Genomic DNA, 21936 nt, shown 5'->3' with positions numbered 1-21936 from the left:
CCGTCATCGTGGTCTCGGCCTGAGTGGCGGGCGACGTCATCAGTGTGGAGTAGGTTCCGTGAGGGATCACCACCTCATTCCCCCCTAGTGTGATGCTTATCTCTTTGTTGGGGGAGGCATCCGCTTCGTTGGGTGTGGGTGTTCTGCTCACGATGCTTCTCTTCTCGGTGTCGACCATGGTCCTTGCCCTGTCAATCATTGTGCTCACTGCGTTGTGAATCCGCTCGCCGAGCCGTCCCGCCTTCTGGCTGAGTCGCGGCGAGCGGTGTTTGACCTGCGATGTTGCGAGTGGTCTAGGCGTCCTCGCTTCTGCTACAGTCATCCTACCAACGTCAGACATAAGACGTCAGACTTCAGGAGAGAATCAATGGCGATCACGACTCCGGCCGGCTCCAGCCGCCGGGACTTCATCAGGCTGACCGGCACCCTCGGAATGGCTGCCGGTCTGGCTGTCAGCCTTGCGGCCTGTGGCGGTAAGGCCAAGACTGCGGGCGGCGCAAAGGGCAGTGGCACGGCCACCGATCAGGAGGTCACCCACAAGGATGGTGTCATCACCGCAGGTATTTCCTATGAGCTGGGCACCAACGGCTATGACCCGATGACGACGTCCTCGGCTCTGACGGTTGCTGCCAACTGGCACACTCTCGAGGGGCTCACCGAGCTTCACCCGGCTACCCGAGAGGTCTATGCGGCTCTGGGTGCTGAGATGCCCAAGAAGGTGGATGACGCCACCTATGAGGTCGCGCTGCGTAAGGACGCGAAGTTCTCTGACGGTTCGGCCGTGACTGCCGACGACGTCGTCTTCTCCTTCAAGCGCGTGCTCGACCCGGCCAACAAGTCGTTGTACTCCCAGTTCCTGCCCTTCATCGACAAGGTGGAGGCCAAGGACGCCAACACGGTGACCATCAAGCTCAAGTACGCCTTCTCTCTGGTCGCGGAGCGTCTGAGTGTTGTCAAGATCGTCCCCAAGGCGATCGTTGAGGCGGACGCCAAGAAGTTCGACATGAACCCCACTGGAAGCGGCCCCTACAAGATGACCGACAACGGCGCCGCCAGCCAGAAGGTCGTCTTCGAGCGCAATGACAAGTACAACGGTCCTCGCCCGGCGCTGGCCAAGTCCATGACCTGGCAGGTCCTGCCCGACGACACGACCCGTACCAACGCGATGAGCTCTGGCTCTGTGCAGGCCATTGACGCCGTTCCGGCAGCCAACCTCTCGACGCTCAAGGAACCGGTCAAGGTTGCGGCGCAGCAGGGCTTCGGACTGCTCTTCGCCATGTTCAACAACACCACCTTCTCCAACGTGAAGGCGCGTCAAGCGGTGCTCTACGCGCTGGACTACGCCAAGATCTGCAACACCAGCATGGCTGGTCTGGCAACGCCGGCGACCTGCTTCGTCCAGGAGGGGCACCCCGCGTACAAGAAGGCCAAGACGGTCTACTCCTTGGATGCGACCAAGGCCAAGTCTCTCCTGGCGGAGGCCGGTATCAAGACCATCAACGTGCTGTGCACGGACCACGGCTGGTTCTCGGCTGTCAGGCCCGTTATCCGTGAGAACCTCGAGGCTCTGGGAGTGACGGTCAAGTACGACGAGAAGAAGTCCGCGGACACCTACTCCTTCATCGACTCCGCCCAAGGGGCGTGGGACGTGCTCATCGCTCCTGGGGACCCCTCGGTCTTCGGTAATGACGCGGACCTGCTCATGCGCTGGTGGTACAGCGGTGACGTATGGACCGAGACCCGGATGCACTGGAAGGGCTCGGAGAGCCAGGTTGCGGTCCAGGGGCTGCTCGATGAGGCGGTCAAGCTGGAGGGTGACAAGCAGATCGCCAAGTGGCAGGAGGTCTTCGACAAGATTTCCGAGGATGTTCCGCTCTACCCGATCTTCCACCGCAAGGCTCCGACGGCCTACGACTCGACGACGTTGGAGAACTTCAAGCCGATCTCGCTGACCGGCCTGTCCTTCGTGGGGACGGGGTCGTCCAAGTCCTGAGAGTCACGAGTGGGCGGTGCGGCATCCACGGAAGGTTGCTGCGCCGCCCGCGCCGTGCTCGTGGCGTCAGTGTGTCCGGGGTAAAAGCAACGGACTTGCAATCTGACATCAGACATCAGACAATTGGCGTGGCGGCTGGCCCTGCGGCTGCCGCGTCACCCAGCCGCCCTCCTAAGGCGGCAGGACGCTAACGCAAAGGAGCATTTCAGTGTCCAACCTCATCCGCCTGATCGGACGGCGCCTGGTCGCGCTGCCGATCATGGTGCTGGGCGTGACGCTGCTCGTCTTCATCGTCATGTCGTTCTCCTCGGCAGACCCGGCGCGTCTTGCGCTGGGTGAGTCGGCTACGCCAGACGCACTCGAGCAGTACCGAGTCGCCCACCATCTCAACGACCCTCTTCTCAAGCGATTCTGGGAGTACCTCCTGGGTCTGGTCCACGGTGACCTCGGCACCTCCTTCACAGGGGCCAAGATCTCCGACATGGTGGCCGCGGCCTTCCCGATCACGCTCCAGCTGACCTTCATCGGAATCTTCGTCGCCGTCATCGTGGCTACGATCCTGGGTATCATCGCGGCCCTCTACCGCGACAAGTGGCAGGACCAGGTCATCCGCGTCATCTCCATCGCCTGCCTGGCCACCCCGTCCTTCTGGCTGGCCCTGCTGCTCATTCAGTGGTTCTCCGACATTCCGGGGGGAACGGGGGCCTTCCCCGCACTGGTGTCCGAGTGGGTTCCCTTCAGCGAGGATCCCGGAACGTACCTCAACCAGATCTTCCTGCCGGCACTGGCCATTGCGGTGCCCAATGCCGGCTCGCTCACCCGCGTGGTGCGTACTGCCATGGTTGAGGAGCTCGACCGTGACTACGTGCGTACCGCCATCGGCGGCGGTATTCCCAAGAACGTCGTCGTGGCTCGCAACGTGCTGCGCAACGCGCTCATCACTCCGCTGACCGTGCTGGGACTGCGCATCGGCTACGCCATGGGAGGCGCCGTCGTCATCGAGATGATCTTCAACATCAAGGGAATGGGACAGCTCATCTTCCAGGGAATCACCCGTAATGACGTGAACATCGTCCAGGGGGTCTCCATCACGGTGGCACTGGCCTTCATCATCATCAACATTGTTGTTGACATGCTCTACGTCCTCGTCAACCCACGAATCAGGAGCATCTGATGCTGCACCGCTCCACACTGGATAAGGCCTCGCGGCCAGGGCTGCGCTTCCAGGGCTGGAAGGCGCTGCCTATCGGCTCGAAGATCGCCATCATCGTGCTGGGCCTCATTGCCCTGATCGCCATCCTGGCTCCCGTCGTCGCCCCCTACTCTCCTGGTGCCACCGGGTTGGCGGAGGCCAAGACGACTTCCTACATCGAGGGCGTCGGTGAGGTGACCGCCACCGATCCTGTCGTTGCCCCGTCCATGTCCCACCTGTTCGGTACGGACGGCACCGGCCGTGACATCTTCTCGCGCGCCGTCTACGGCGCCAGGGTCTCGCTGGTCGTGGGTCTGACGGCCACCGGGCTGGCACTTCTGGTGGCCTCGGTCCTGGGGGCAGTTGCCGCCACCTCCCGCAAGTGGGTCGCTGAGACTCTCATGCGCGTACTCGACGTCGTCATGTCCTTCCCCGGCATCGCCCTGGCGGCGGTCCTCGTCTCGGCCATGTCGACCCGCCTGCCGATGCTGCCGGTCATCATCGTCTCCATCGGCATCCTCTACATCCCACAGCTCACTCGTGTGGTGCGCGCCAACATCATCTCCCAGTTCGGGGAGGACTATGTGGCCGCCTCCAAGGTGATGGGCGCCCCGGTGCCATGGATCCTCCTCAAGCACGTGGCCCGCAACTGCATCGCCCCCATCATGGTCTTCGCGACCGTTCTGGTGGCCGACGCGATCGTTTTCGAGGCCTCGCTGTCCTTCATCGGTGCGGGCATCAAGTCCGTCAACACCCCGACCTGGGGCAACATGCTCTCCGAGGGCAAGGAGCTGCTCCTGTCGGGCCACTGGTGGCCGACCTTCTTCCCCGGCCTGCTCATCCTCATCACCACCCTGTGCCTCAACGTCCTGTCCGAGGGCCTGACCGATGCGATGGCCTCGCCTCGCATCAAGGCCAAGCCCGATGTCCAGGCCGATGAGGAGGCCATGGAGGCCCAGGAGACCCTGGACGCCTGGGATGACGCTGCCGAGGCGGTTGTCGCCAACGCCTCCGTCGCCGACGGGGAAGATGCCACGAACGGACTGAGCTCGCTGACCGGCGTCGTCGCTCCGGCGACAGAGGATGTTCCTCTGTCCGAGCGGCTCGGTGCCCTGCGGGTGGCCGAGCTCGCCCGGCGAGACCGCCTGGTCTACGAGGACACCGGCGAGGACCCGGTTCTGGAGGTCAAGAACCTCTCGATCGCCTTCCCCGAGCAGCACGGTGAGGTCAACATCGTCGATGGCGTCTCCTTCTCCGTGCGTCCTGGCGAGACCATGGGACTGGTGGGGGAGTCCGGCTGCGGCAAGTCCATCAGCTCGATGGCCGTCATGGGGCTGCTGCCGCCCTCGGCCCGGCTCTCCGGTGAAATCCTCTTCAAGGGGCGCAACATCCTTGAGATGACGCCGGCCGAGCACAACGCGCTACGCGGTCACGAGATGAGCATGGTCTACCAGGACGCTCTGTCCTCGCTGAACCCCTCGATGCTCATCCGTACCCAGATGGCCCAGCTGAGCGCGCGCGGAGGCACTCGTAGTGCCTCGGAGCTGCTTGAGCTGGTGGGGCTCGACCCCAAGCGCACGCTGCGCAGCTACCCGCACGAGCTCTCCGGCGGCCAGCGCCAGCGCGTCCTTATCGCCATGGCGCTGACCCGTGACCCCGCCCTGGTCCTGGCCGACGAGCCGACGACCGCCCTGGACGTGACCGTTCAGAAGCAGGTCATCGACCTGCTCAACGAGCTGCGTGAGAAGCTCGGCTTCGCGATGGTCTTCGTCTCGCACGACCTGGCCCTGGTGGCCAAGCTGGCACACCGGATCACCGTGATGTACGCGGGCCAGGTGGTTGAGCAGGCTCCCACCAGCGAGCTGCTGGCCAACCCCGTTCACGAGTACACCCGGGGACTTCTCGGGGCCGTGCTCTCCATCGAGGCCGGCTCCAAGCGGCTCCACCAGGTGCGAGGGGTTGTCCCCTCACCCAGCGAGTTCGTCAAGGGAGACCGGTTCGCGCCGCGATCGTCTCATCCGACGGTCGGCCTTGAGACCCGGCCCGTGCTCAAGCCCGTGCCGGGCACGACGGAGCACAGCTACGCCATCACCCCCGAGCTCGAGGCTCTGCTCGCGAAGGAGAAGCACTGATGTCGCCCAACACGTCTGCATCGTCCTCATGGAGCGAGGACCAGCCGGTCGTCGAGCTCAGGGACGTCAATGTCATCCACAAGTCCCGCACCGGAGGCCTGTTCAACCCGGACACGGTTCACGCGGTCAACAACGTCTCGCTGTCCGTGAAGCGAGGAGAGACGCTGGGGCTCGTGGGGGAGTCGGGCTGCGGCAAGTCCACCACCGCTCGGGTCATGGTGGGCCTGCAGCCGGTCACCTCCGGTGAGGTCATCTTCAAGGGCCGCCCGTTGGGGCGCTCGGCCTCGGACCGTCGCGAGCTGGGGCGCAGCATCTCGGTGGTCTTCCAGGACCCGGCCACGGCCCTCAACCCGCGCATGATCGTCCATGACGCGCTCATCGACCCGCTCAACGTCCACGGCGTCGGGTCTCCCAAGGAGCGTGAGGCCCGGGTGCGCGACCTGCTCCACCTGGTCGGGCTGCCGCCCAGCGCCCTCAACGTGCTGCCTCGGCAGATCTCCGGTGGACAGCGCCAGCGCGTTGCCATTGCCCGAGCGCTTGCTCTCGACCCGGACATCATCGTGGCCGACGAGCCCACCTCGGCCCTGGACGTCTCGGTGCGCGCCCAGGTGCTCAACCTCCTCCAGGACCTCAAGGCATCCTTGGGGCTGGGACTGGTGTTCATCAGTCACGACATCAACACGGTGCGCTACGTCTCGGACCGGATTGCCGTCATGTACTTCGGCAAGATCCTCGAGATCAACACCACTGAGGAGATCTTCAATAATCCTCAGGAGGAGTACACGCGCACTCTCCTGGCCGCAGTGCCCTCGCTGCTCGATGGCTGAGTAGGCAGCCTCCGGCCGCGGTCGGCGGTGCTGGCACCTCCTGGTGAGGGGCGGACCCGTATGGGGCCGCCCCTCACCTGTCCATCGGTTCCGTTCAAGGGGATATCTCGTTCCCCGTCGTTCTCCATGCGGCTGATGTTGGGGCAGGGGCAGCGGTGTGACAATTGCGAGAAATCGGTCCGTCAATCTCGTGTGAACTCTGATTGCGTGAGCATTGACTTTCGGGTCGCATGTCGTGTAGATTACTTTTATCGGCTCAGCGAGGAGTTGATAGCGGCATACGCAGCCGCCAACAAAGATGTTGATTGTGAAGGAGGGTCTCCTATGTATGTCACAGCGCCTTGGCGTGTGACCACGACGGCACGTCGCCAGTCCGTCGTGCGTGAGGGTCGGGGCCCGTCCTTGATTCACCTCTGACCTGCTGGTGAGAAACCGGGGTCTGTGTCAGGGAGGAGTGGGGCGCTGCATGCGACCCTCCGGTGCTGTCTCATCGCTGTGAAGCATGAGGCGATGAGAATTTCGAGGTGCGCTTGAGTCGCTGAGATCAAGTGCGCCTGAGATCAGACGCAATCTTGATGAGTCCAGCTCCCTACGTTGGGCGTGGAATTCCAGGAATTGCGATCCAAGTAATGATCGATAGGGACTTCTGTGCCCTTTTTAAGAAGCAGGTGACAAGTGATTGGGTCAGCATGTGCCGCATTGCGGCTTGACAAAGAAATCCTCGATTCTGAAACAGGAAGCATCTCCTGTGAGTTCCGGTCGAGGTCTGACGGTAACCTCTTCGCGCTGCGAGGAGCTGACGGGGCCGGTCTCGAGCTGCGCATCGTCGGATCGTCACTGGTGTACGAGGCGACGGTTCCGGGCAGGTGGAGCAAGCTGGAGGCTGAGGATGTGCGCTCGCTCGACGACGGGCGCTGGCACAGCGCCGTCGTCACCGTCGGCTCTGCCGGCACCCGTCTCTACCTCGACGGCTACCAGGTCTTCTGCGGTACCGCCACGGCCTTCCTCAAGGACCTTCCCGGGCTGACGCAGGCCGTCGTGGGACAGGGGGACAGCCCTGAGGTCGCCGCCTTCACAGTGCACCCCCGGGTACTGACGTCGAGAGAGGTCCTCGCCCTGTCCAGGCGCGCAGAGCCACTGGTCGAGGTCGCTGCGAACCGTCTGAGCCCTCACGACGTCGCCCGCTTCGCCGACGTTCAGCACGGATCCTTCTGGCTGCGCTTCCGGGTGCGGGGCCGGATGCAGCAAGGAGCCCTCCTCGCCGCCGGCGGACTCGGGCGCGAGCAGCTCACCGTGGCCGTGGGGCCCGAGGGGATCACCTACGCCGGAGTGAGCGCAACCGGAGAGCGCAGGGAGGTCAAGGCCACAGGCGCCTGGAGCGACGGTGGCTGGCACGAGGTCGTGGTCGCCGTGGGGCACGGCGCGGTCGACCTGTACGTCGACGGCTTCCGTGAAACGCACGCTCCTGGTGAGTTCTTCCTCGGAGGGGTCGAGGGACTCGATGAGATCGTCGTCGGACAGGACTGTGAGGGCGTGCGCCTGTCCGGAGAGGTTCAGCGAGCGGGGATTTACGACTACGCGCTCAGCGACGCGCAGATCAAGCGTCTGTACGAGGTGGAGCCGATTGAGACCGATGCCCTGTTCGACCGCGGCTACTGCGGCTCCGCCTCCTACCGGATCCCCTCCCTCCTGACGCTGTCCTCCGGCACCGTCCTGGCCGGTGCTGACCAGCGGGTCTCTAACGCCAACGACTCTCCCAACGACATCAACTTCGTCGTGCGCCGGTCCCTGGACGCAGGACGGAGCTGGGAGCCGATGAGCACCGTCATCGACTGCCCGGGAAGCGGGGAGGACGCTTCGTCAGTCATCGACTCCTGCATGGTCCAGGATCCGCACACAGGGCGGGTCCATGTCCTCATCGACCACTTCCCGGGAGGGATCGGTCAGCCCAACTGCTGGGCGTCGACAGGATTCGACGAGCAGGGAAGGCGGCTGCTGAGAGAGCTCGACGGCGGACGCTACGTCGTCGAGCCCGATGGTGCGGTCACGACGATCGAGGGTCAGGGCACCGAGTTCCGGGTGCTGGACGACGGCACGGTGCTCCGTGACGGCGACCCGGCGGGCAACATCGAGCTGGCCCCCGGGGCGGACCCTGCCGAGAGCCTCCTGGCCATCCCCACCAGCTACCTGCAGATCGCTCATTCCGACGACGACGGCGTCACGTGGAGCAAGCCGCGGGACCTCAACCCCCAGCTGAAACAACAGTGGATGAGGTTCCTGGGCACCTGCCCGGGTAACGGTATCGCCCTGAGGAACGGCCCTCACGCCGGACGCCTCATCGTTCCCCTCTACTTCAACAACGATCAGAACTGGCTGGCGATGTGCGCGACGGTCGCCTACTCCGACGACCACGGCGAGACCTGGCAGCTCGGTCACGGCCCCAACGAAGGGCGGCAGACCCCTGAGGGGGAGCTCGACCCGCAGACATTCGTGGATGAGACCTGGTCACTGCATGAGGCCGCAGTAGTGGAACGACAGGACGGCGTACTTCTGCTCTTCATGCGCAACCAGCACCCTCGTGGGCGGGTCGCCGTCAGCGAGTCCCACGACGCCGGACAGACCTGGGGGCCGATCCGCTTCGATGAGGAGCTTCCCGAGATCTGGTGCCAGCCCAATGCGATCAGCCTTCCCGCCCCCGAGGGGGAGGACCGCATCGTCTTCGCCAACGCCTCGCTCATGCTCCCGTTCCGTGGCTGCGGTGTCGTCCGACTCAGCCTCGACGGCGGACGCACATGGAAGCACTCGCGGACCTTCAACCCCGGTCACTACGTCTACCAGTGCATGTGCGTCCTACCCGACGGCAGGATCGGGATCCTCTGGGAGAACGAGTGCCAGGGGCTGTACTTCTCGCGCCTGCCCCTGAGCTGGTTCTCCGACGGCATTGAGACCGTCGCCCCCCGTCAAGCAGAGGAGCAGGACTCACTCTCATGACGATGAATCACCCGTCCGCCACACCTCACTCCACCACCCACCCGTCATTTCCCGTTCAAAGGAGAACTGTCATGACTCCCTCCACCTCAGTTTCGTCTCACTCGGCCTCCGCACTCAGTCGTCGCGGCTTCATGGTTCTGGGAGGCATCGGCATGTGCGGTGCGCTGGCCGCATGCGGCGGCAAGGACTCCGCCGACGACGAGGGGACCGGCCCCCTGCGCGGCACGGTCACGATGTGGTCCTCCTTCACCCAGGGGCCTCGTGCAGACTGGATGAAGAAGATGGCCGAGGAGTTCCACAAGAAGAATCCCGACGTCACCGTCAAGATCGAGCAGTTCTCCTGGTCGGAGTTCAACACGAAGTGGACCACCGGACTGACCGCAGGGCAGGTACCGGATATCTCCACGGCACTGCCCAACAACGTTGTGGAGATGATCAACTCCGAGGCGCTGGTGCCGCTGGACAAGGTCATCGACTCCATCGGTCGGGACCGGTTCCCCAAGCCGGCACTGGCCGAGGGGCAGTCGGACGGAAAGTCCTACTCCGTGCCCATCTACTCGCACGCCCAGGTGATGTGGTACCGCAAGGACGTGCTGAGCTCCAAGGGCCTGTCGGTCCCGACGACCTGGGAGGAGCTGGCCAAGGCGGCCAAGGCCGTCGGAAAGTCCGATAGCCTCTACGGTCTCTCAGTGCCCCTGGGAACGGGGGACATGCTGGGGGCTCGCTACCTCAACTTCTACGTCCGCTCCGCAGGCCAGAGGCTGCTCAAGGACGACGGGACGGCCAACCTCACCTCCGAGGCGGCCCTGAGCGGCATCAAGTACTGGACCGACCTGTACAAGTCGGTCTCCCCGGAGGGATCCCTGGATTACGCGGTCCTTGACCAGGCAACGCTCTTCTACCAGGGCAAGACCGCCTTCGACTTCAACTCCGGGTTCCACATCTCCGGAGTGGCGAAGGACAGCCCCAACCTGGTCGACTCCATTGCCGCGGCGCCTCTTCCCCGCATGAAGGCCTCCGACCCGGCGAACTACCCGGCCGAGGTGTCCAACGTGCCCCTGGTGGTGTGGGAGGCATCCAAGGTCAAGCGGGAGGCCAAGGCCTTCCTGGAGTTCCTGTTCACCAAGGACAAGTACATCGAGTTCCTGCACTCGGTCCCCGGCGGCATGCTGCCGGTCCTCAACGACATCTCGAAGGATCCGAGCTACGTGGGCAACGAGACCATCAAGAAGTACTCCGACTCCATCAAGGTGATCCAGGACCAGGTCGGCGTCGGGAGTGCCATCGGTATGGAGAAGGGCCCACTCGCTCAGGCAGGAGTCCTCACCAGCCAGGGGCTGATCGAGAAGATGTACCACTCGATCATCATCGACAAGACCGATATCGAGACCGCCGCCAAGGACTGCGAGAAGAAGCTCAACGACGCGTTCAAGGCCGCCGGAGCCAGTATCAAGTGACTCGGCGATGCGGTGGGGAGGGGACGTCCCCTCACCGCCCAGTCCGAAAGGTGAGCTCATGACTCGAATGAAGCGAATGAACTGGACGGGCGTCGTCTTTGTGGCGCCGTCAATATTCATTGTTCTTGCTCTGCTGATATACCCGGTCTTCTCAAGCATCTGGTACTCCTTCACTGACAAGCACCTCTTGCGCCACAGCTATCATGTGGTGGGTATATCCAACTACACCGACCTCCTCGCATCCTCCAGCTTCTGGAATGCGTTCGGGGTGTCGATCAAGTGGACAGCGGCGTCGATTATCGGCCAACTTGCTGTGGGATTGGTTCTGGCGCTGGCGCTGGATCGGGTGCCTCGGGGATCGGGACTGTTCCGTACGCTCCTCATTGTTCCCTGGGCGTTCCCGGCGATCATCACCGCATTCGCCTGGAAGTGGATCCTCAATGACGTATACGGGTTCCTGCCCAATCTTGTGACCACTCTTGGTCTCAGTGATAAGAACATGGCATTGCTGGGCAATCCCTCGACGACCTTCTGGGTGGCCTTGCTCATCAATATCTGGTTCGGCGCTCCGATGTTCATGGTGAACATCCTCTCTGCCCTGAAGACCATTCCCCAGGAGCAGTATGAGGCGGCAATGGTGGATGGTGCCTCCGGATGGCAGAGGTTCAGGTTCATTACGTTGACCCATATTCGAGAGGTCATCGGCCTGCTGGTCATCCTGCGTACCATCTGGGTCTTCAACAACTTTGACATGCTCTTCCTCCTGACGGGCGGAGGTCCGGGGGAGAGGACGACGACGCTACCTATCTTCGCCTACCAGGAGGGTTGGAATCTGCGGCAGCTCGGGGTCGCCTCCACTGTGACGATCCTGCTGCTCCTCTTCCTGCTGGTGCTGGCCTTTGGTGCCTTCAGGATGCTCAACCGCTGGGAAAAGGAAAGGGGCTAAATCATGCGACGTGCTGGTCGTGGTCCGTGGGGTACGGTGTGCGTTTACCTCATTCTCATCGTGGCTGCTTTTGTTGCAGTGTTCCCGCTCGTGTGGGTGGTCTCCTCATCCTTCAAGACCTCTCACGAGCTTGCGCAGAATCCGTTGCAGCTGTTCTCGACCTCGCCGACGCTCGAGCACTACCGCAAGGTGATTGAGGAGATCGGGTTCTTGACGAATCTCAAGAACTCGCTGCTGATCGCGGGCTGCTCGACTGTCATCGCCGTCCTGGTCTCGTTGCTGGGTGCCTATGGGATCGTGCGATTCTTCCCCCGTGTTGGCAAGCAGCTGACCAAGCTTCTCATCGGCACCTACATGTTCCCGCCGATCCTGCTCGCCATCCCGTACACCATCACCATGGTGAAGCTCGGCCTCATGAACAGCTACTTCGGGCTGATCATCGCCTACCTCTCGTTCTCGATCCCCTATGCGATCTGGATGCTCATCGGCTTCTTCCAGACGGTCCCTGTCGGGGTGGAGGAGGCGGCCGCCGTGGACGGTGCCAGTCGGTTCCGGGTGTTCTGGCAGATCTCGGTCCCCATCATCCTTCCGGGGATCGTGGCCACTGCCGTCTACACCTTCATCAATACCTTCAACGAGTTCCTCTACGCGCTCCTGTTCATCACCGAGTCGGACAGGATGCCCGTCGCAGTCGGCCTCTACTCTCTCCAGGGGTCGGAGGTTCTTGACTGGGGAGCCATGATGGCTGCTTCGGTGATCGTGATCGTCCCATCGGTCGTGTTCTTCATGGTCATTCAGAAGCACATCTCCGGAGGGCTCTCGGAGGGCTCCGTCAAGTAGCGCCTCCCGGAGCCGGTCCCCGGTCCGCCTCCTGTCGCTCCGGTGCCTGTGACGTGAGTGATCGCACGCTCACAGGCACCGGGGTGGCGCCAACCGGGAGCATCTGCAACAATACCTCGTGACGTCAGATGTCAGACGTCCGATATCCTTTCAATGAAGAGAGTCACCACATGGACAACCGTTTCACCGGCGTCATCCCGCCGGTCGTCACCCCTTTCACCGCCGAGGGCGAGGTTGATTTCGACAGCCTGGACAAGGTTGTTGAGCACCTCATCGCCGGCGGCGTCAATGGCCTGTTCGCCCTGGGGTCCTCCGGGGAGGTCGCCTATCTCACCGACGCCCAGCGCGACGCCGTCATCGAGCGAGTCGTCAAGACTGCGGCGGGGCGCGTCCCGGTGCTCGCCGGTGCCATTGACACCACCGCCCACCGGGTCATCGACCAGGCCCGGCGGGCGGCCGCCCTCGGCGCCGAGGCGATCGTGGCCACCTGCCCCTTCTACGCGCTCAACGACGCCGAGGAGATCAAGGCTCACTTCCGCGCCATCGCCGCGGCCATTGAGGTCCCCGTCTTCGCCTACGACGTTCCCGTGCGTCTTGGCGGCGCCAAGCTCGGTTGCGACCTGCTCGTCGAGCTGGGCAAGGAGGGCGTCCTGGCCGGCGTCAAGGACTCCTCCGGCAACGACGTGGCCTTCCGCAGGCTGGTCGCCGCCAATGAGGCCGCGGGCCACCCCCTGGCCCTTCTGACCGGCCACGAGTGCGTCGTCGACGGCATGCTCCTGCTGGGCGCCGACGGCCTCGTCCCCGGATACGGCAACGTGGACCCGGTCCGCTACGCCGAGATGTGGAAGGCGTCCCGCGAGGGCGCGTGGGACGAGGTGCGCCGCCTTCAGGACGAGGTCTGCGCCGGCTTCGAGATCGTCTTCGTGCCCCAGGGGCGCTCAGCCGACGCGACCGGTATCGGCGCCTTCAAGACCGCCATGGAAGCGATTGGAATCATCGCAACCAACGAGATGGCCTTTCCCGTCAAGGCGCTCGAGGGTGAGACCAAGGACCGGGTCCTGGAGATCGTCAAGGCCCAGGGCCTCATCTGACGCCCCGATGGCTGCATGCCCGGCGGCCGCGACGTCGGTCGGTGCGGGCATGCAGCCGCCATGGCAGCACCGAGGCCTCAAGCCTCGTTCCGCGCGGCCTCCTGCGGCCGCCCCTCATCCCTTCCCACTTCTTCCAACCCGGCGCGCCAGCGCCCAACGTCCCGTCGGAGAGCGTCATGAGCCAGGATGTCCTCCCATCCACCCCCCTCACTCCATCACCATCGCCGTCCGGCCAGCCTCCGCTTGTCGTCGGACTCGACCTGGGCGGCACCAAGATGGCCGCCGCACTGGTCGATGCCGGCGGAGCCCTGCAAGGACCGGTGAGCTCCTGCCCGACCCCGGCTCACGACGGTCCCGCCGCCATGCTCGACGCCATCAGCGGCCTAATCAAGAAGGTCGTCGAGGCGGGGACGCACCAGGAACCCGGCAAGGCTGCGCCGATCGCGGCGGTCGGGATCGGCACCGCCGGCGTCGTCGACGTCGAGCGTGGGACCATTCTGGCGTCCACTGACGCCATCACCGGGTGGGCCGGTACACAGGTCGCCGCCGGTGTTCAGGAACGGCTCGCCGCCCAGGGGCTGGGTGAGCTGCCGATCCACGTCGAGAACGACGTCGACGCCTACGCCGCCGGAGAGGCCTGGCTCGGCGCCGGTTCCGGGGCCGAGGTCGTTCTCATGGTGGCGGTGGGCACCGGTGTCGGAGGCGCCCTCGTCCTCGAGGGGCGGACCCGCAGAGGCGCCCATCACGTGGCCGGAGAGATCGGCCACGTCCCCGTTCCCGGGGCCCAGGGGGAGCCCTGCACCTGCGGCAGGACGGGGCACCTGGAGGGCATCACCGCAGGGCCGCAGATCCACCGCCGCTACCTGGCCAAGGGTGGAGACGCCGACGTCCCCGACGCCCGCGGGGTCGAGGAACGCGCCGCTGCGGGGGACGGCATCGCGGCAGAGGTCTACCGCGACTCGGCGGTCTGCCTGGGCAAGGCTCTGGCCGGCCTGGTCACCGTGATCGACCCGGACATCGTCGTCGTCTCCGGTGGCCTGGCCCGCGCCGGCGACCTGTGGTGGGAGCCCCTGCGACAGAGCTTCGCCGCAGAGATCATCGCCCCCCTGGCCCCCATCAAGATCCTTCCCGCCACCTTGGGGACCACCGCGCCGATCGTCGGTGCGGCTCGCGGTGCCCTAGCCCTGGCCAGCAGCAACGACAACCACCGCCCGTAGCCGCTGGGCTCCGGCGCCATCAGACAGGACACACCTATGACCGAGCAGTCACCTTCACAGTCGTCGACGCAGGCGCAGGCCACCACGGCGGGGAACCACCCCGTCCTGGAACGCCTCAAGGGAGGTCTCATCGCCTCCGCCCAGGCCTACCTGGGCGAGCCCATGCGCGACCCCCGCACCATGGACCAGGTGGCTCAGGCCTGCGTCGTCGGGGGTGCCGTTGGCATCCGCGCACAAGGGCTGGCGGACCTGGCCCTCATCTGCCAGCACGTCGACGTCCCCGTCATCGGTCTGTGGAAGGACGGACACGACGGCGTCTTCATCACCCCGACCCTCACCCACGCCATCGCTGTGGCCGCCACCGGCAGCCAGATCGTGGCGCTGGACGGCACACGGCGCCCCCGCCCCGACGGGCTGAGCCTGGCCCAGACCGTCGAGGGCCTCCGGCAGGCCCGCCCCGAGGTCCTCATCATGGCCGACTGCGGGTCCCTGGATGACGCCAAGGCCGCACAGGACGCAGGAGTGGACATCCTGGGGACCACCCTGGCCGGCTATACCGGGGAGCGTCCCAAGACCGACGGGCCCGACCTCGAGCTCGTCGACCAGGTCGCAGGTATCGCGGAGATCCCGCTGGTGGTCGAGGGACGGGTCCACACTCCCGCGCAGGCGGCCGCCGCCATGGAGCACGGCGCCTTCGCCGTCGTCGTGGGGACCGCCATCACCCACCCGACGACCATCACCTCGTGGTTCGCAAGGGCGCTGCCCGGCGCCCTGTGGAAGGGCTGAGCGGAAGGGCGGGAGGAAACGGCGTCGTTCCGCGACTTGCTCCGCATGTGACAGATGTGACTGCTGTGGCGCAAATGTGCGAATTGTTACTCGCTACCCAGCGCGACACTCCGGTCTGACCTGACAAACCCAAGGTTTTATGCGTAGCGTTGCCAGAAGTGGCACCACACAAGGGTGTCCGTCCACGATCGAGAGGGAAGACATGTCCGTCAACCGCACCGAGCTCATCGCCGCCATCGCCGAGAAGGCTGGCCTGACCAAGACCGACGCCGACGCCTTCCTGGGAGCCTTCCAGGATGTCCTCGTTGAGAACGTCGCCAAGGGTGAGGCCGTGAAGATCACCGGCCTCATGGGTATCGAGCGCGTCGAGCGTGCCGCACGCACTGGCCGCAACCCCCGTACCGGTGAGGAGATTCAGATCCCCGCCGGCTACGGTGTCAAGGTCACTGTCGGCTCCTCGCTGAAGAAGGCTGTCGCCGAGTGATACGTGGGGCCGTGCCCCTGACGTCCTGATTCCGGCCCGTTGCCGCCCCGTCGAGGTGCGGCAACGGGCCGGAATCGTGTCTGCAGCTCCCGTGCCGTCCCCAATCCACGTCATTGCGCTTTCCGTCCCTTCTGGCGTCGGACGCCCGAGTCGGCCGCTCTGCCACTGATGATGCCCGGCGCGGTTCTCCGGGAGGATGTCAGGATCGGTGATCTCCTCCTTCCGGTGGAGTGCTGAATAGGAGGAGGCTTTTACAGTGGAAACATGTCTGCTTCCACATTCGAGGTGAATGCGCCCGACGGCACAGGAACGGTTGCCGCACTGGCCGGGGCGTCCCCTGGTCCCGCCTCCGTTCCAGCACTTCAGATGATGGGACTGATCAAGGCCTTCGATCGCAAAGTTGCGGTGGATCGGCTGAGTCTCGACATCCCCGTATCCAGCTTCTACGGCATCGTCGGCCCCAACGGGGCGGGCAAGACGACCAGCCTGTCGATGGCCACCGGCCTGCTGCGCCCCGATGCCGGTCGGGTGCTGGTTCATGGCGTTGACGTGTGGGCGCAGCCGCAGCGGGCCAAGACCCTTCTGGGAGTCCTGCCCGACGGGCTGCGCACCTTTGATCGTCTCAACGGTCTGGAGCTCGTCACCTACTCCGGTCTGCTGCGCGGGCTCGATCGGGATGTCGTGGTGCCTCGGGCCACTGAGCTGGTCAAGGTGCTGGGGCTGTGGGACGCCGGGAAAACACTGGTCGCCGATTACTCGGCGGGCATGCGCAAGAAGATCCACCTGGCCTGCGCCATGGTGCACTCGCCCTCCATCCTGGTCCTGGATGAGCCCTTCGAGGCCGTCGACCCGATCTCGGCCCAGACGATCCAGGCGATTCTGCGCGACTACGCCGCCGGCGGCGGCACCGTGGTCATCTCCAGCCACGTCATGGCCACCGTGCAGCGCCTGTGCGACCACGTGGCCATCATCAATGCCGGCCGGGTCGTCGCTGCGGGGACGACTGAGCAGGTTGCGGCCGGTGGGGACCTCGAGCGCCGCTTCACCGAGCTGGTGGGGGGCCAGGTGCGAACGGAGGGACTGTCGTGGTTGCGACCCTCGTCAAGCTGAAGTGGCGCCTGACCCTCAACGCCCTGACCAAGAACACCTGGGCCATCATCGGAACCGTGCTCGGGGCCCTTTACGGGCTGGGGACGCTCGGCATGGTGCTGACCGGCGCCGTCGGGCTGGGGCTGCAGGCCGCCCCCGAAGACATCATGCTGGTTCTCGGGTCTCTCGGGGCGCTGCTGGTGGCCGGCTGGGCCGTAGTGCCGCTGCTCGTCACCGGGGTCGATTCCACCCTGGACCCCCGTGCCATGGCGGCCTGGACCGCTCCGTCAAGAGGGCTGGCGCTCGGCCTGCTGGCCGCCGGAGCCGTTGGGATCCCCGGCTGCCTGACGGCTGCTGTCTGCCTCATTCCGGTCCTCACCTGGCTGCTGGCGGGCCAGGTCCCGGCTGCGCTCCTGGCGCTGCTGTGCGCTCCGGCAGCCCTGGCCACCTGTGTCCTGCTGTCCCGGATCATTGTGACGGCCGCAGGCATCTCCTCCTCACGCCGCGGACGTGAAACGACGGCGATCATCGCCTTCGTCGCCTTCATCGTGGTGACGCAGGCACCGAATCTGATTCCCCGCTTCCTCGGGGACGATCCCGCCGACTTTCTTGAACGGCTCAGGGGCCTCGCCCAGGCCATGGGCCTGAGCCCCTTCGGGTGGGCCTTCGCCGCGCCCGGTCTCATGGCCACCGGGTCCGTGCTGCCGGCGCTGGCGCTGGCGATCGGCGCGTGGATCCTTCCCGTGTGCCTGCTGCCTCTGTGGCAGCGCGTGGTGAACAAGGTGATGAGCTCTCCTGGTACGTCGCACTCCCGGATGCGGGCCTATGCCGCCGGCGGTGCGGGCTCCGACGCACAGCATCAGGGCCTGCCTGACGTACTGCCGTGGGCCCGCAGGCTCAGCGCGGCCCTGCCCGCGCCCGCCGCCGCTGTGGCGGCCCGCAGCCTGCGCTACTGGCGCACTGATCCCAGGTACCTGGTTCAGTTCCTGTCCGTCCTGATCTTTCCCGTTGCGCTTGTGATGACTCCTGCTCTCAACTCCAACCGATTCGCCGCCAGTGCCAACGGCCAGCCGGTGGAAGCCAGTCTCGCCTTCGGGCAGGCACCGGCCGCGCTGCTGTTCATGGCACCCGCCCTGGCCGTCTTCATGGGGTGGGCGCTCCATGACGACCTCGGTATGGACTCCACCGCCCTGTGGAGTCATATCAGCGCCGGGATCCGTGGGGCCCACGACCGTCTGGGGCGGGTGGTCGGGGCGGCCGTCTGGCAGGTTCCTGCGCTGGTCGTCATCGATCTGCTCATGGTCGCGTGGACAGGACGATGGGAAGCGCTCCCCGCCGTCACCGGCGCCTGCCTGGCCCTCTACGGCTGCGCACTGGCCTGGTCCTGCCTCGCCAGTGTCCTGCTGCCCTACGAGACGCTCGCCCCCGGGGACAGCCCCATGCGCTCGCGGACCTCGGGGACGGCCCTCCTGGCCGCGCTCATTCAGATGGCGGCGATCCTGCTTCTCCTCGCCGTGTGCTCCCCGGTCCTGGGGGCGGCGGTCTACGGTGTCGTCCAGGGGATGCCGCTGTGGGGGTGGGTGGCGCTCGTCGCGGGGATCGTGTGGTGCGGTCTGCTGCTGTGGGGCGGAGTCGTCTTCGGTGGTCGGATGCTGGACCAGCGAGGACCTCAGGTTCTCACCACGATCCGCAGCTGGCCGGGACACTCCCAGCCGGTGTGATCGCGCTGGTCACATCAACACAGAGTGATTGATTCTGACGAGTCGGTGTAGGATTGCTCTAAAGTCGCTCAAGCATGTAGCGGCTCTCAGAGATCAGTACACTCAGTGCACCCAGTCGTTATGTCAGAGAGGACATCATCGTGCAGCTTGTCATTCTGGATTCCGCGCAGGCGATCGCGCAGCGGGCGGCCGACGAGATCGAGGCGCTGCTCAAGGACAAACCGGCAGCCGTGCTGGGGACCGCCACAGGCTCCTCGCCCCTGCCTCTGTACGACGAGCTCACCGCTCGCTGCTCCGCCGGACGCCTCAGCTTCGCGGAGGTCACCGGATTCATGCTCGACGAGTACGTCGGCCTGCCCGCCGGGCACCCGGAGCGCTACGCCACCTTCATGGAGACCAATCTGCGCTCGCGCGTCGATATGCGCCCCGGAGCCCTCCACGGCCCGGATGCGCTGAGCGAGGACCTCGAGGCCGCCTGCCGGGACTACGAGGCGCAGATGGCTGCGGCCGGATACTGCGACCTGCAGATCCTCGGCATCGGCTCCGACGGGCACATCGGATTCAACGAGCCCGGAGGCGCCCTCGACTCGCGCACGCACCTCGGTGAGCTCCATGAGCAGACCCGCCGGGACAACGCCCGTTTCTTCGACGGTGACGTCGACGCCGTGCCCACCCAGTGCATCACCCAGGGGCTGGCCACCATCATGGAGGCCCGCAAGCTGGTCCTCATCGCCACCGGCGAGGGCAAGGCCGAAGCCATCGCCCAGCTCGTCGAGGGCGAGGTGAGCCCCCAGTGGCCGGCGACCGTCATGCAGCGCCACGACGACGCCCTCGTGCTGGTCGATCCCGCGGCCGCCAGCCGGCTCACATCGAAGCACTGACGAGGGCGTCGGGCTCTCCTCAGGCGAGAGCCTGCCCACAGGGGCGGGGCGGGCCACTGCCGGTGAGCACTGTCCGACCTACACTGGGCGGCATGACAGACGTCCTCGCCAGTGCCGATCCCGGATCGCCCGGAGCCCCGACCGACCCGGCCGCCGAGCCCACCCAGGGCGTCGGTACGGCTGTCCTGGAACGCGAGGAGCTCCAGTCGACCGACGACGGCGACGCCGACCGCTTCGCCCACTACGTCCGCAAGGACAAGATCGCCGCGGCCGCTGTCACCGGGCGTCCCGTTGTCGCCCTGTGCGGCAAGGTGTGGACGCCCGGGCGCGACCCGTCGAAGTACCCGGTGTGCCCCACCTGCAAGTCCATCTACGAGGAGATGCGCGGCGGGGAGGGCTCCGGCGACGGCAAGGGGCCACGCTTCCCCCGCTTCCCGTTCGGGCGAGGCGGTCGGTGAACGCCGCCCGCGGCGGCCAGGCGATCCACTCCACCCCGACACGAGTCTCGACGTCGGCGGCCCAGAACCTCTCCCCGGCTTACCCGCGCCGCGCCGCCTGGGGGACAGCCGGTTCGCTGCGAGCCTGGCAGGCCGCCGCACTGGGCCAGTACCTGGAGACGATGCCTCAGGACTTCCTGGCGGTGGCCACTCCCGGGGCCGGTAAGACGACCTTCGCGCTGCGAGTGGCTACCGAGCTGCTCAGCTCCGGGGACGTCCACAAGGTGACGATCGTCTGCCCCACCGAGCACCTCAAGTACCAGTGGGCCGAGGCCGCCGCCAGGGTCGGCATCCATATCGACCCCTCCTACTCCAACTCCCAAGGAGCACTCGGCTCGCGCTTCGACGGCGTCGCTCTGACCTACGCCCAGGTGGCCGCCAACGCCAACCTGCACCGTGCCCGCACAGACCAGGCCCGCACCCTGGTCATCCTCGACGAGATCCACCACGGGGGAGACGCCCTGAGCTGGGGCGACGCGATCCGTGAGGCCTTCACCCCGGCACGGAGACGACTGGCCCTGACCGGAACGCCCTTCCGCTCCGACACCTCCCCGATCCCGTTCGTGCGGTACAAGGAGGACGCCTCCGGGGCGAAGCGCTCCCAGGCGGACTACTCCTACGGCTACTCCGACGCGCTACGCGACGGAGTCGTGCGCCCGGTGATGTTCATGTCCTACTCGGGGCAGATGCGGTGGCGCACCAAGGCCGGCGATGAGGTCGCGGCGCGCCTGGGCGAGCCCCTCACCAAGGACCTGGAGTCCCAGGCCTGGCGCACCGCGCTCGACCCGGCGGGGGAGTGGATCCCCGCGGTCCTGGCCGCCGCCGACCAGCGCCTGACCGAGGTGCGCCGCCAGGTCCCCGACGCCGGGGCCCTCGTCATCGCCTCCGACCAGGCCAAGGCACGCGCCTACGCCAAGCAGCTGCGCGCCATCACCGGCGAGGCCCCCACCGTGGTCCTCTCCGACGACAACGGCGCCTCCAGCCGCATCGAGGCCTTCTCCGCCTCCACGGACCGCTGGCTGGTGGCCGTGCGCATGGTCTCCGAGGGGGTGGATGTGCCCCGCCTGGCCGTGGGCGTCTACGCCACCTCCACCTCCACCCCGCTCTTCTTCGCCCAGGCGGTGGGCCGCTTCGTGCGCTCGCGGGCCCGGGGGGAGACCGCCTCGGTGTTCCTCCCGTCGGTCACGCCCCTGCTGGCCCTGGCCGGGGAGATGGAGGTGGCCCGCGACCACGTCCTGAGCCGACCCGACGCGGCGGCGCAGGAGGACTCCCTGTTCAGCCCCGAGGACCGGCTGCTCGCAGAGGTCAACAGGACTGAGAACGCCTCGGCCGAGCTGCTGCCCGGCTTCGAGGCCATGGACAGCCAGGCCGAGTTCGACCGCGTGCTCTTCGACGGCGGCGAGTTCGGCACCGGCGCCATGGTGGGCAGCATCGAGGAGCAGGAGTACCTGGGACTGCCGGGCCTGCTGGAGCCCGAGCAGGTGACCGCCCTGCTGCGCCAGCGCCAGGACAAGCAGATCGCCTCCCAGAAGAAGCAGGCCGCAGCCGAGGCGCAGAGGCGGAAGAACTCAGGCGTCGACGACGCCCGGCGCCGGGCAGCGGCCCGTAAGGAGCTCTCCCAGCTGGTGGCCGCCTGGGCCCGCCGGTCGAGCCAGCCCCACGGCGTCGTCCACAACGAGCTCCGACGCGTGTGCGGGGGACCGGAGGTCGCGGCGGCCTCCACCGAGGAGATCGAGAAGCGCATCCAGACCCTGCGGCGCTGGTTCGTCGGCAAGCGCTGACAAGCAGCGCT

Annotated in this window: 17 protein-coding genes; all 17 read left to right on the top strand. The window is 66.0% G+C overall.

Annotated features, from left to right (window positions below; translation table 11 throughout):
• Positions 1–367: 367 nt before the first annotated feature.
• The 17 genes from RIV12_RS02555 to RIV12_RS02475 all read left to right on the top strand — a co-directional run bounded on the left by RIV12_RS02555 (position 368) and on the right by RIV12_RS02475 (position 21925).
• Entirely contained in the window at positions 368–1993 is a 1626-nt protein-coding gene (locus RIV12_RS02555) for an ABC transporter substrate-binding protein (protein ID WP_309321962.1), read from the top strand.
• A gap of 208 nt (positions 1994–2201) precedes the next feature.
• Positions 2202–3167, top strand: coding sequence for an ABC transporter permease (locus RIV12_RS02550; RefSeq protein WP_075419139.1), 966 nt, complete (start codon positions 2202–2204; stop codon positions 3165–3167).
• Positions 3167–5317 carry a dipeptide/oligopeptide/nickel ABC transporter permease/ATP-binding protein gene (locus tag RIV12_RS02545; protein ID WP_075419138.1) on the top strand — a complete coding sequence of 717 codons (2151 nt, stop codon included), beginning with the start codon at positions 3167–3169 and terminating at the stop codon, positions 5315–5317. The genes RIV12_RS02550 and RIV12_RS02545 overlap by 1 nt, the downstream gene beginning before the upstream one ends.
• Positions 5317–6144 carry an ATP-binding cassette domain-containing protein gene (locus RIV12_RS02540; RefSeq protein WP_075419137.1) on the top strand — a complete coding sequence of 276 codons (828 nt, stop codon included), beginning with the start codon at positions 5317–5319 and terminating at the stop codon, positions 6142–6144. Before RIV12_RS02545 ends, RIV12_RS02540 begins: the two co-directional genes overlap by 1 nt.
• A 675-nt stretch (positions 6145–6819) precedes the next feature.
• The gene (locus RIV12_RS02535; protein WP_309321960.1) at positions 6820–9135 is read left to right on the top strand and encodes an exo-alpha-sialidase; all 2316 of its coding nucleotides are present in this window, start codon (positions 6820–6822) and stop codon (positions 9133–9135) included.
• 71 nt (positions 9136–9206) lie between these two features.
• A complete protein-coding gene (locus tag RIV12_RS02530) occupies positions 9207–10592 on the top strand; it encodes an ABC transporter substrate-binding protein (RefSeq protein WP_075419135.1) in 1386 nt (461 codons plus the stop codon).
• 58 nt (positions 10593–10650) lie between these two features.
• The gene (locus tag RIV12_RS02525; protein ID WP_178388893.1) at positions 10651–11538 is read left to right on the top strand and encodes a carbohydrate ABC transporter permease; all 888 of its coding nucleotides are present in this window, start codon (positions 10651–10653) and stop codon (positions 11536–11538) included.
• Positions 11539–11598: 60 nt separating this feature from the next.
• Positions 11599–12378, top strand: a complete 780-nt coding sequence (locus RIV12_RS02520; RefSeq protein ID WP_256696027.1) for a carbohydrate ABC transporter permease — start codon at positions 11599–11601, stop codon at positions 12376–12378.
• Between the two features lie 170 nt (positions 12379–12548).
• Positions 12549–13469, top strand: coding sequence for a dihydrodipicolinate synthase family protein (locus RIV12_RS02515; protein ID WP_075419132.1), 921 nt, complete (start codon positions 12549–12551; stop codon positions 13467–13469).
• A 176-nt stretch (positions 13470–13645) separates the two neighbouring features.
• On the top strand, positions 13646–14686 hold the full coding sequence (locus tag RIV12_RS02510; protein ID WP_309321957.1) for an ROK family protein: 1041 nt from the start codon (positions 13646–13648) through the stop codon (positions 14684–14686).
• Between the two features lie 36 nt (positions 14687–14722).
• The gene (locus RIV12_RS02505; RefSeq protein ID WP_309321956.1) at positions 14723–15472 is read left to right on the top strand and encodes an N-acetylmannosamine-6-phosphate 2-epimerase; all 750 of its coding nucleotides are present in this window, start codon (positions 14723–14725) and stop codon (positions 15470–15472) included.
• A 202-nt stretch (positions 15473–15674) separates the two neighbouring features.
• Entirely contained in the window at positions 15675–15956 is a 282-nt protein-coding gene (locus RIV12_RS02500; RefSeq protein ID WP_003783064.1) for an HU family DNA-binding protein, read from the top strand.
• Positions 15957–16220: 264 nt separating this feature from the next.
• On the top strand, positions 16221–17066 hold the full coding sequence (locus tag RIV12_RS02495; protein WP_309321954.1) for an ABC transporter ATP-binding protein: 846 nt from the start codon (positions 16221–16223) through the stop codon (positions 17064–17066).
• Positions 17042–18766 carry a transporter gene (locus RIV12_RS02490; protein WP_309321952.1) on the top strand — a complete coding sequence of 575 codons (1725 nt, stop codon included), beginning with the start codon at positions 17042–17044 and terminating at the stop codon, positions 18764–18766. Before RIV12_RS02495 ends, RIV12_RS02490 begins: the two co-directional genes overlap by 25 nt.
• A gap of 140 nt (positions 18767–18906) precedes the next feature.
• Positions 18907–19647 (top strand): glucosamine-6-phosphate deaminase, encoded by a 741-nt coding sequence (gene nagB, locus RIV12_RS02485; RefSeq protein WP_075419127.1) that lies wholly within the window; start codon positions 18907–18909, stop codon positions 19645–19647.
• 92 nt (positions 19648–19739) lie between these two features.
• Positions 19740–20105 carry a DUF3039 domain-containing protein gene (locus tag RIV12_RS02480; protein ID WP_075419126.1) on the top strand — a complete coding sequence of 122 codons (366 nt, stop codon included), beginning with the start codon at positions 19740–19742 and terminating at the stop codon, positions 20103–20105.
• Positions 20102–21925: a DEAD/DEAH box helicase gene (locus RIV12_RS02475; RefSeq protein ID WP_309321950.1), complete on the top strand. Its 1824-nt coding sequence runs from the start codon at positions 20102–20104 to the stop codon at positions 21923–21925. Before RIV12_RS02480 ends, RIV12_RS02475 begins: the two co-directional genes overlap by 4 nt.
• Positions 21926–21936 lie beyond the last annotated feature (11 nt).

This window comes from Actinomyces stomatis (genome assembly GCF_031292835.1).
In the GTDB taxonomy this organism is placed as follows: Bacteria; Actinomycetota; Actinomycetes; order Actinomycetales; family Actinomycetaceae; genus Actinomyces; species Actinomyces stomatis.
Note: the sequence above shows the minus strand (reverse complement) of the source record. Positions and strands in the feature narration are given on the sequence as shown.

What these genes read in the sequence shown, in the direction of transcription:
- RIV12_RS02495 (WP_309321954.1), top strand. Translation starts at nt 16,221, where the DNA reads ATGTCTGCTTCCACATTCGAGGTGAATGCGCCCGACGGCACAGGAACG.
- RIV12_RS02515 (WP_075419132.1), top strand. Translation starts at nt 12,549, where the DNA reads ATGGACAACCGTTTCACCGGCGTCATCCCGCCGGTCGTCACCCCTTTC.
- RIV12_RS02525 (WP_178388893.1), top strand. Translation starts at nt 10,651, where the DNA reads ATGACTCGAATGAAGCGAATGAACTGGACGGGCGTCGTCTTTGTGGCG.
- RIV12_RS02480 (WP_075419126.1), top strand. Translation starts at nt 19,740, where the DNA reads ATGACAGACGTCCTCGCCAGTGCCGATCCCGGATCGCCCGGAGCCCCG.
- RIV12_RS02545 (WP_075419138.1), top strand. Translation starts at nt 3,167, where the DNA reads ATGCTGCACCGCTCCACACTGGATAAGGCCTCGCGGCCAGGGCTGCGC.
- RIV12_RS02540 (WP_075419137.1), top strand. Translation starts at nt 5,317, where the DNA reads ATGTCGCCCAACACGTCTGCATCGTCCTCATGGAGCGAGGACCAGCCG.
- RIV12_RS02505 (WP_309321956.1), top strand. Translation starts at nt 14,723, where the DNA reads ATGACCGAGCAGTCACCTTCACAGTCGTCGACGCAGGCGCAGGCCACC.
- RIV12_RS02500 (WP_003783064.1), top strand. Translation starts at nt 15,675, where the DNA reads ATGTCCGTCAACCGCACCGAGCTCATCGCCGCCATCGCCGAGAAGGCT.
- RIV12_RS02530 (WP_075419135.1), top strand. Translation starts at nt 9,207, where the DNA reads ATGACTCCCTCCACCTCAGTTTCGTCTCACTCGGCCTCCGCACTCAGT.
- RIV12_RS02510 (WP_309321957.1), top strand. Translation starts at nt 13,646, where the DNA reads ATGAGCCAGGATGTCCTCCCATCCACCCCCCTCACTCCATCACCATCG.
- RIV12_RS02555 (WP_309321962.1), top strand. Translation starts at nt 368, where the DNA reads ATGGCGATCACGACTCCGGCCGGCTCCAGCCGCCGGGACTTCATCAGG.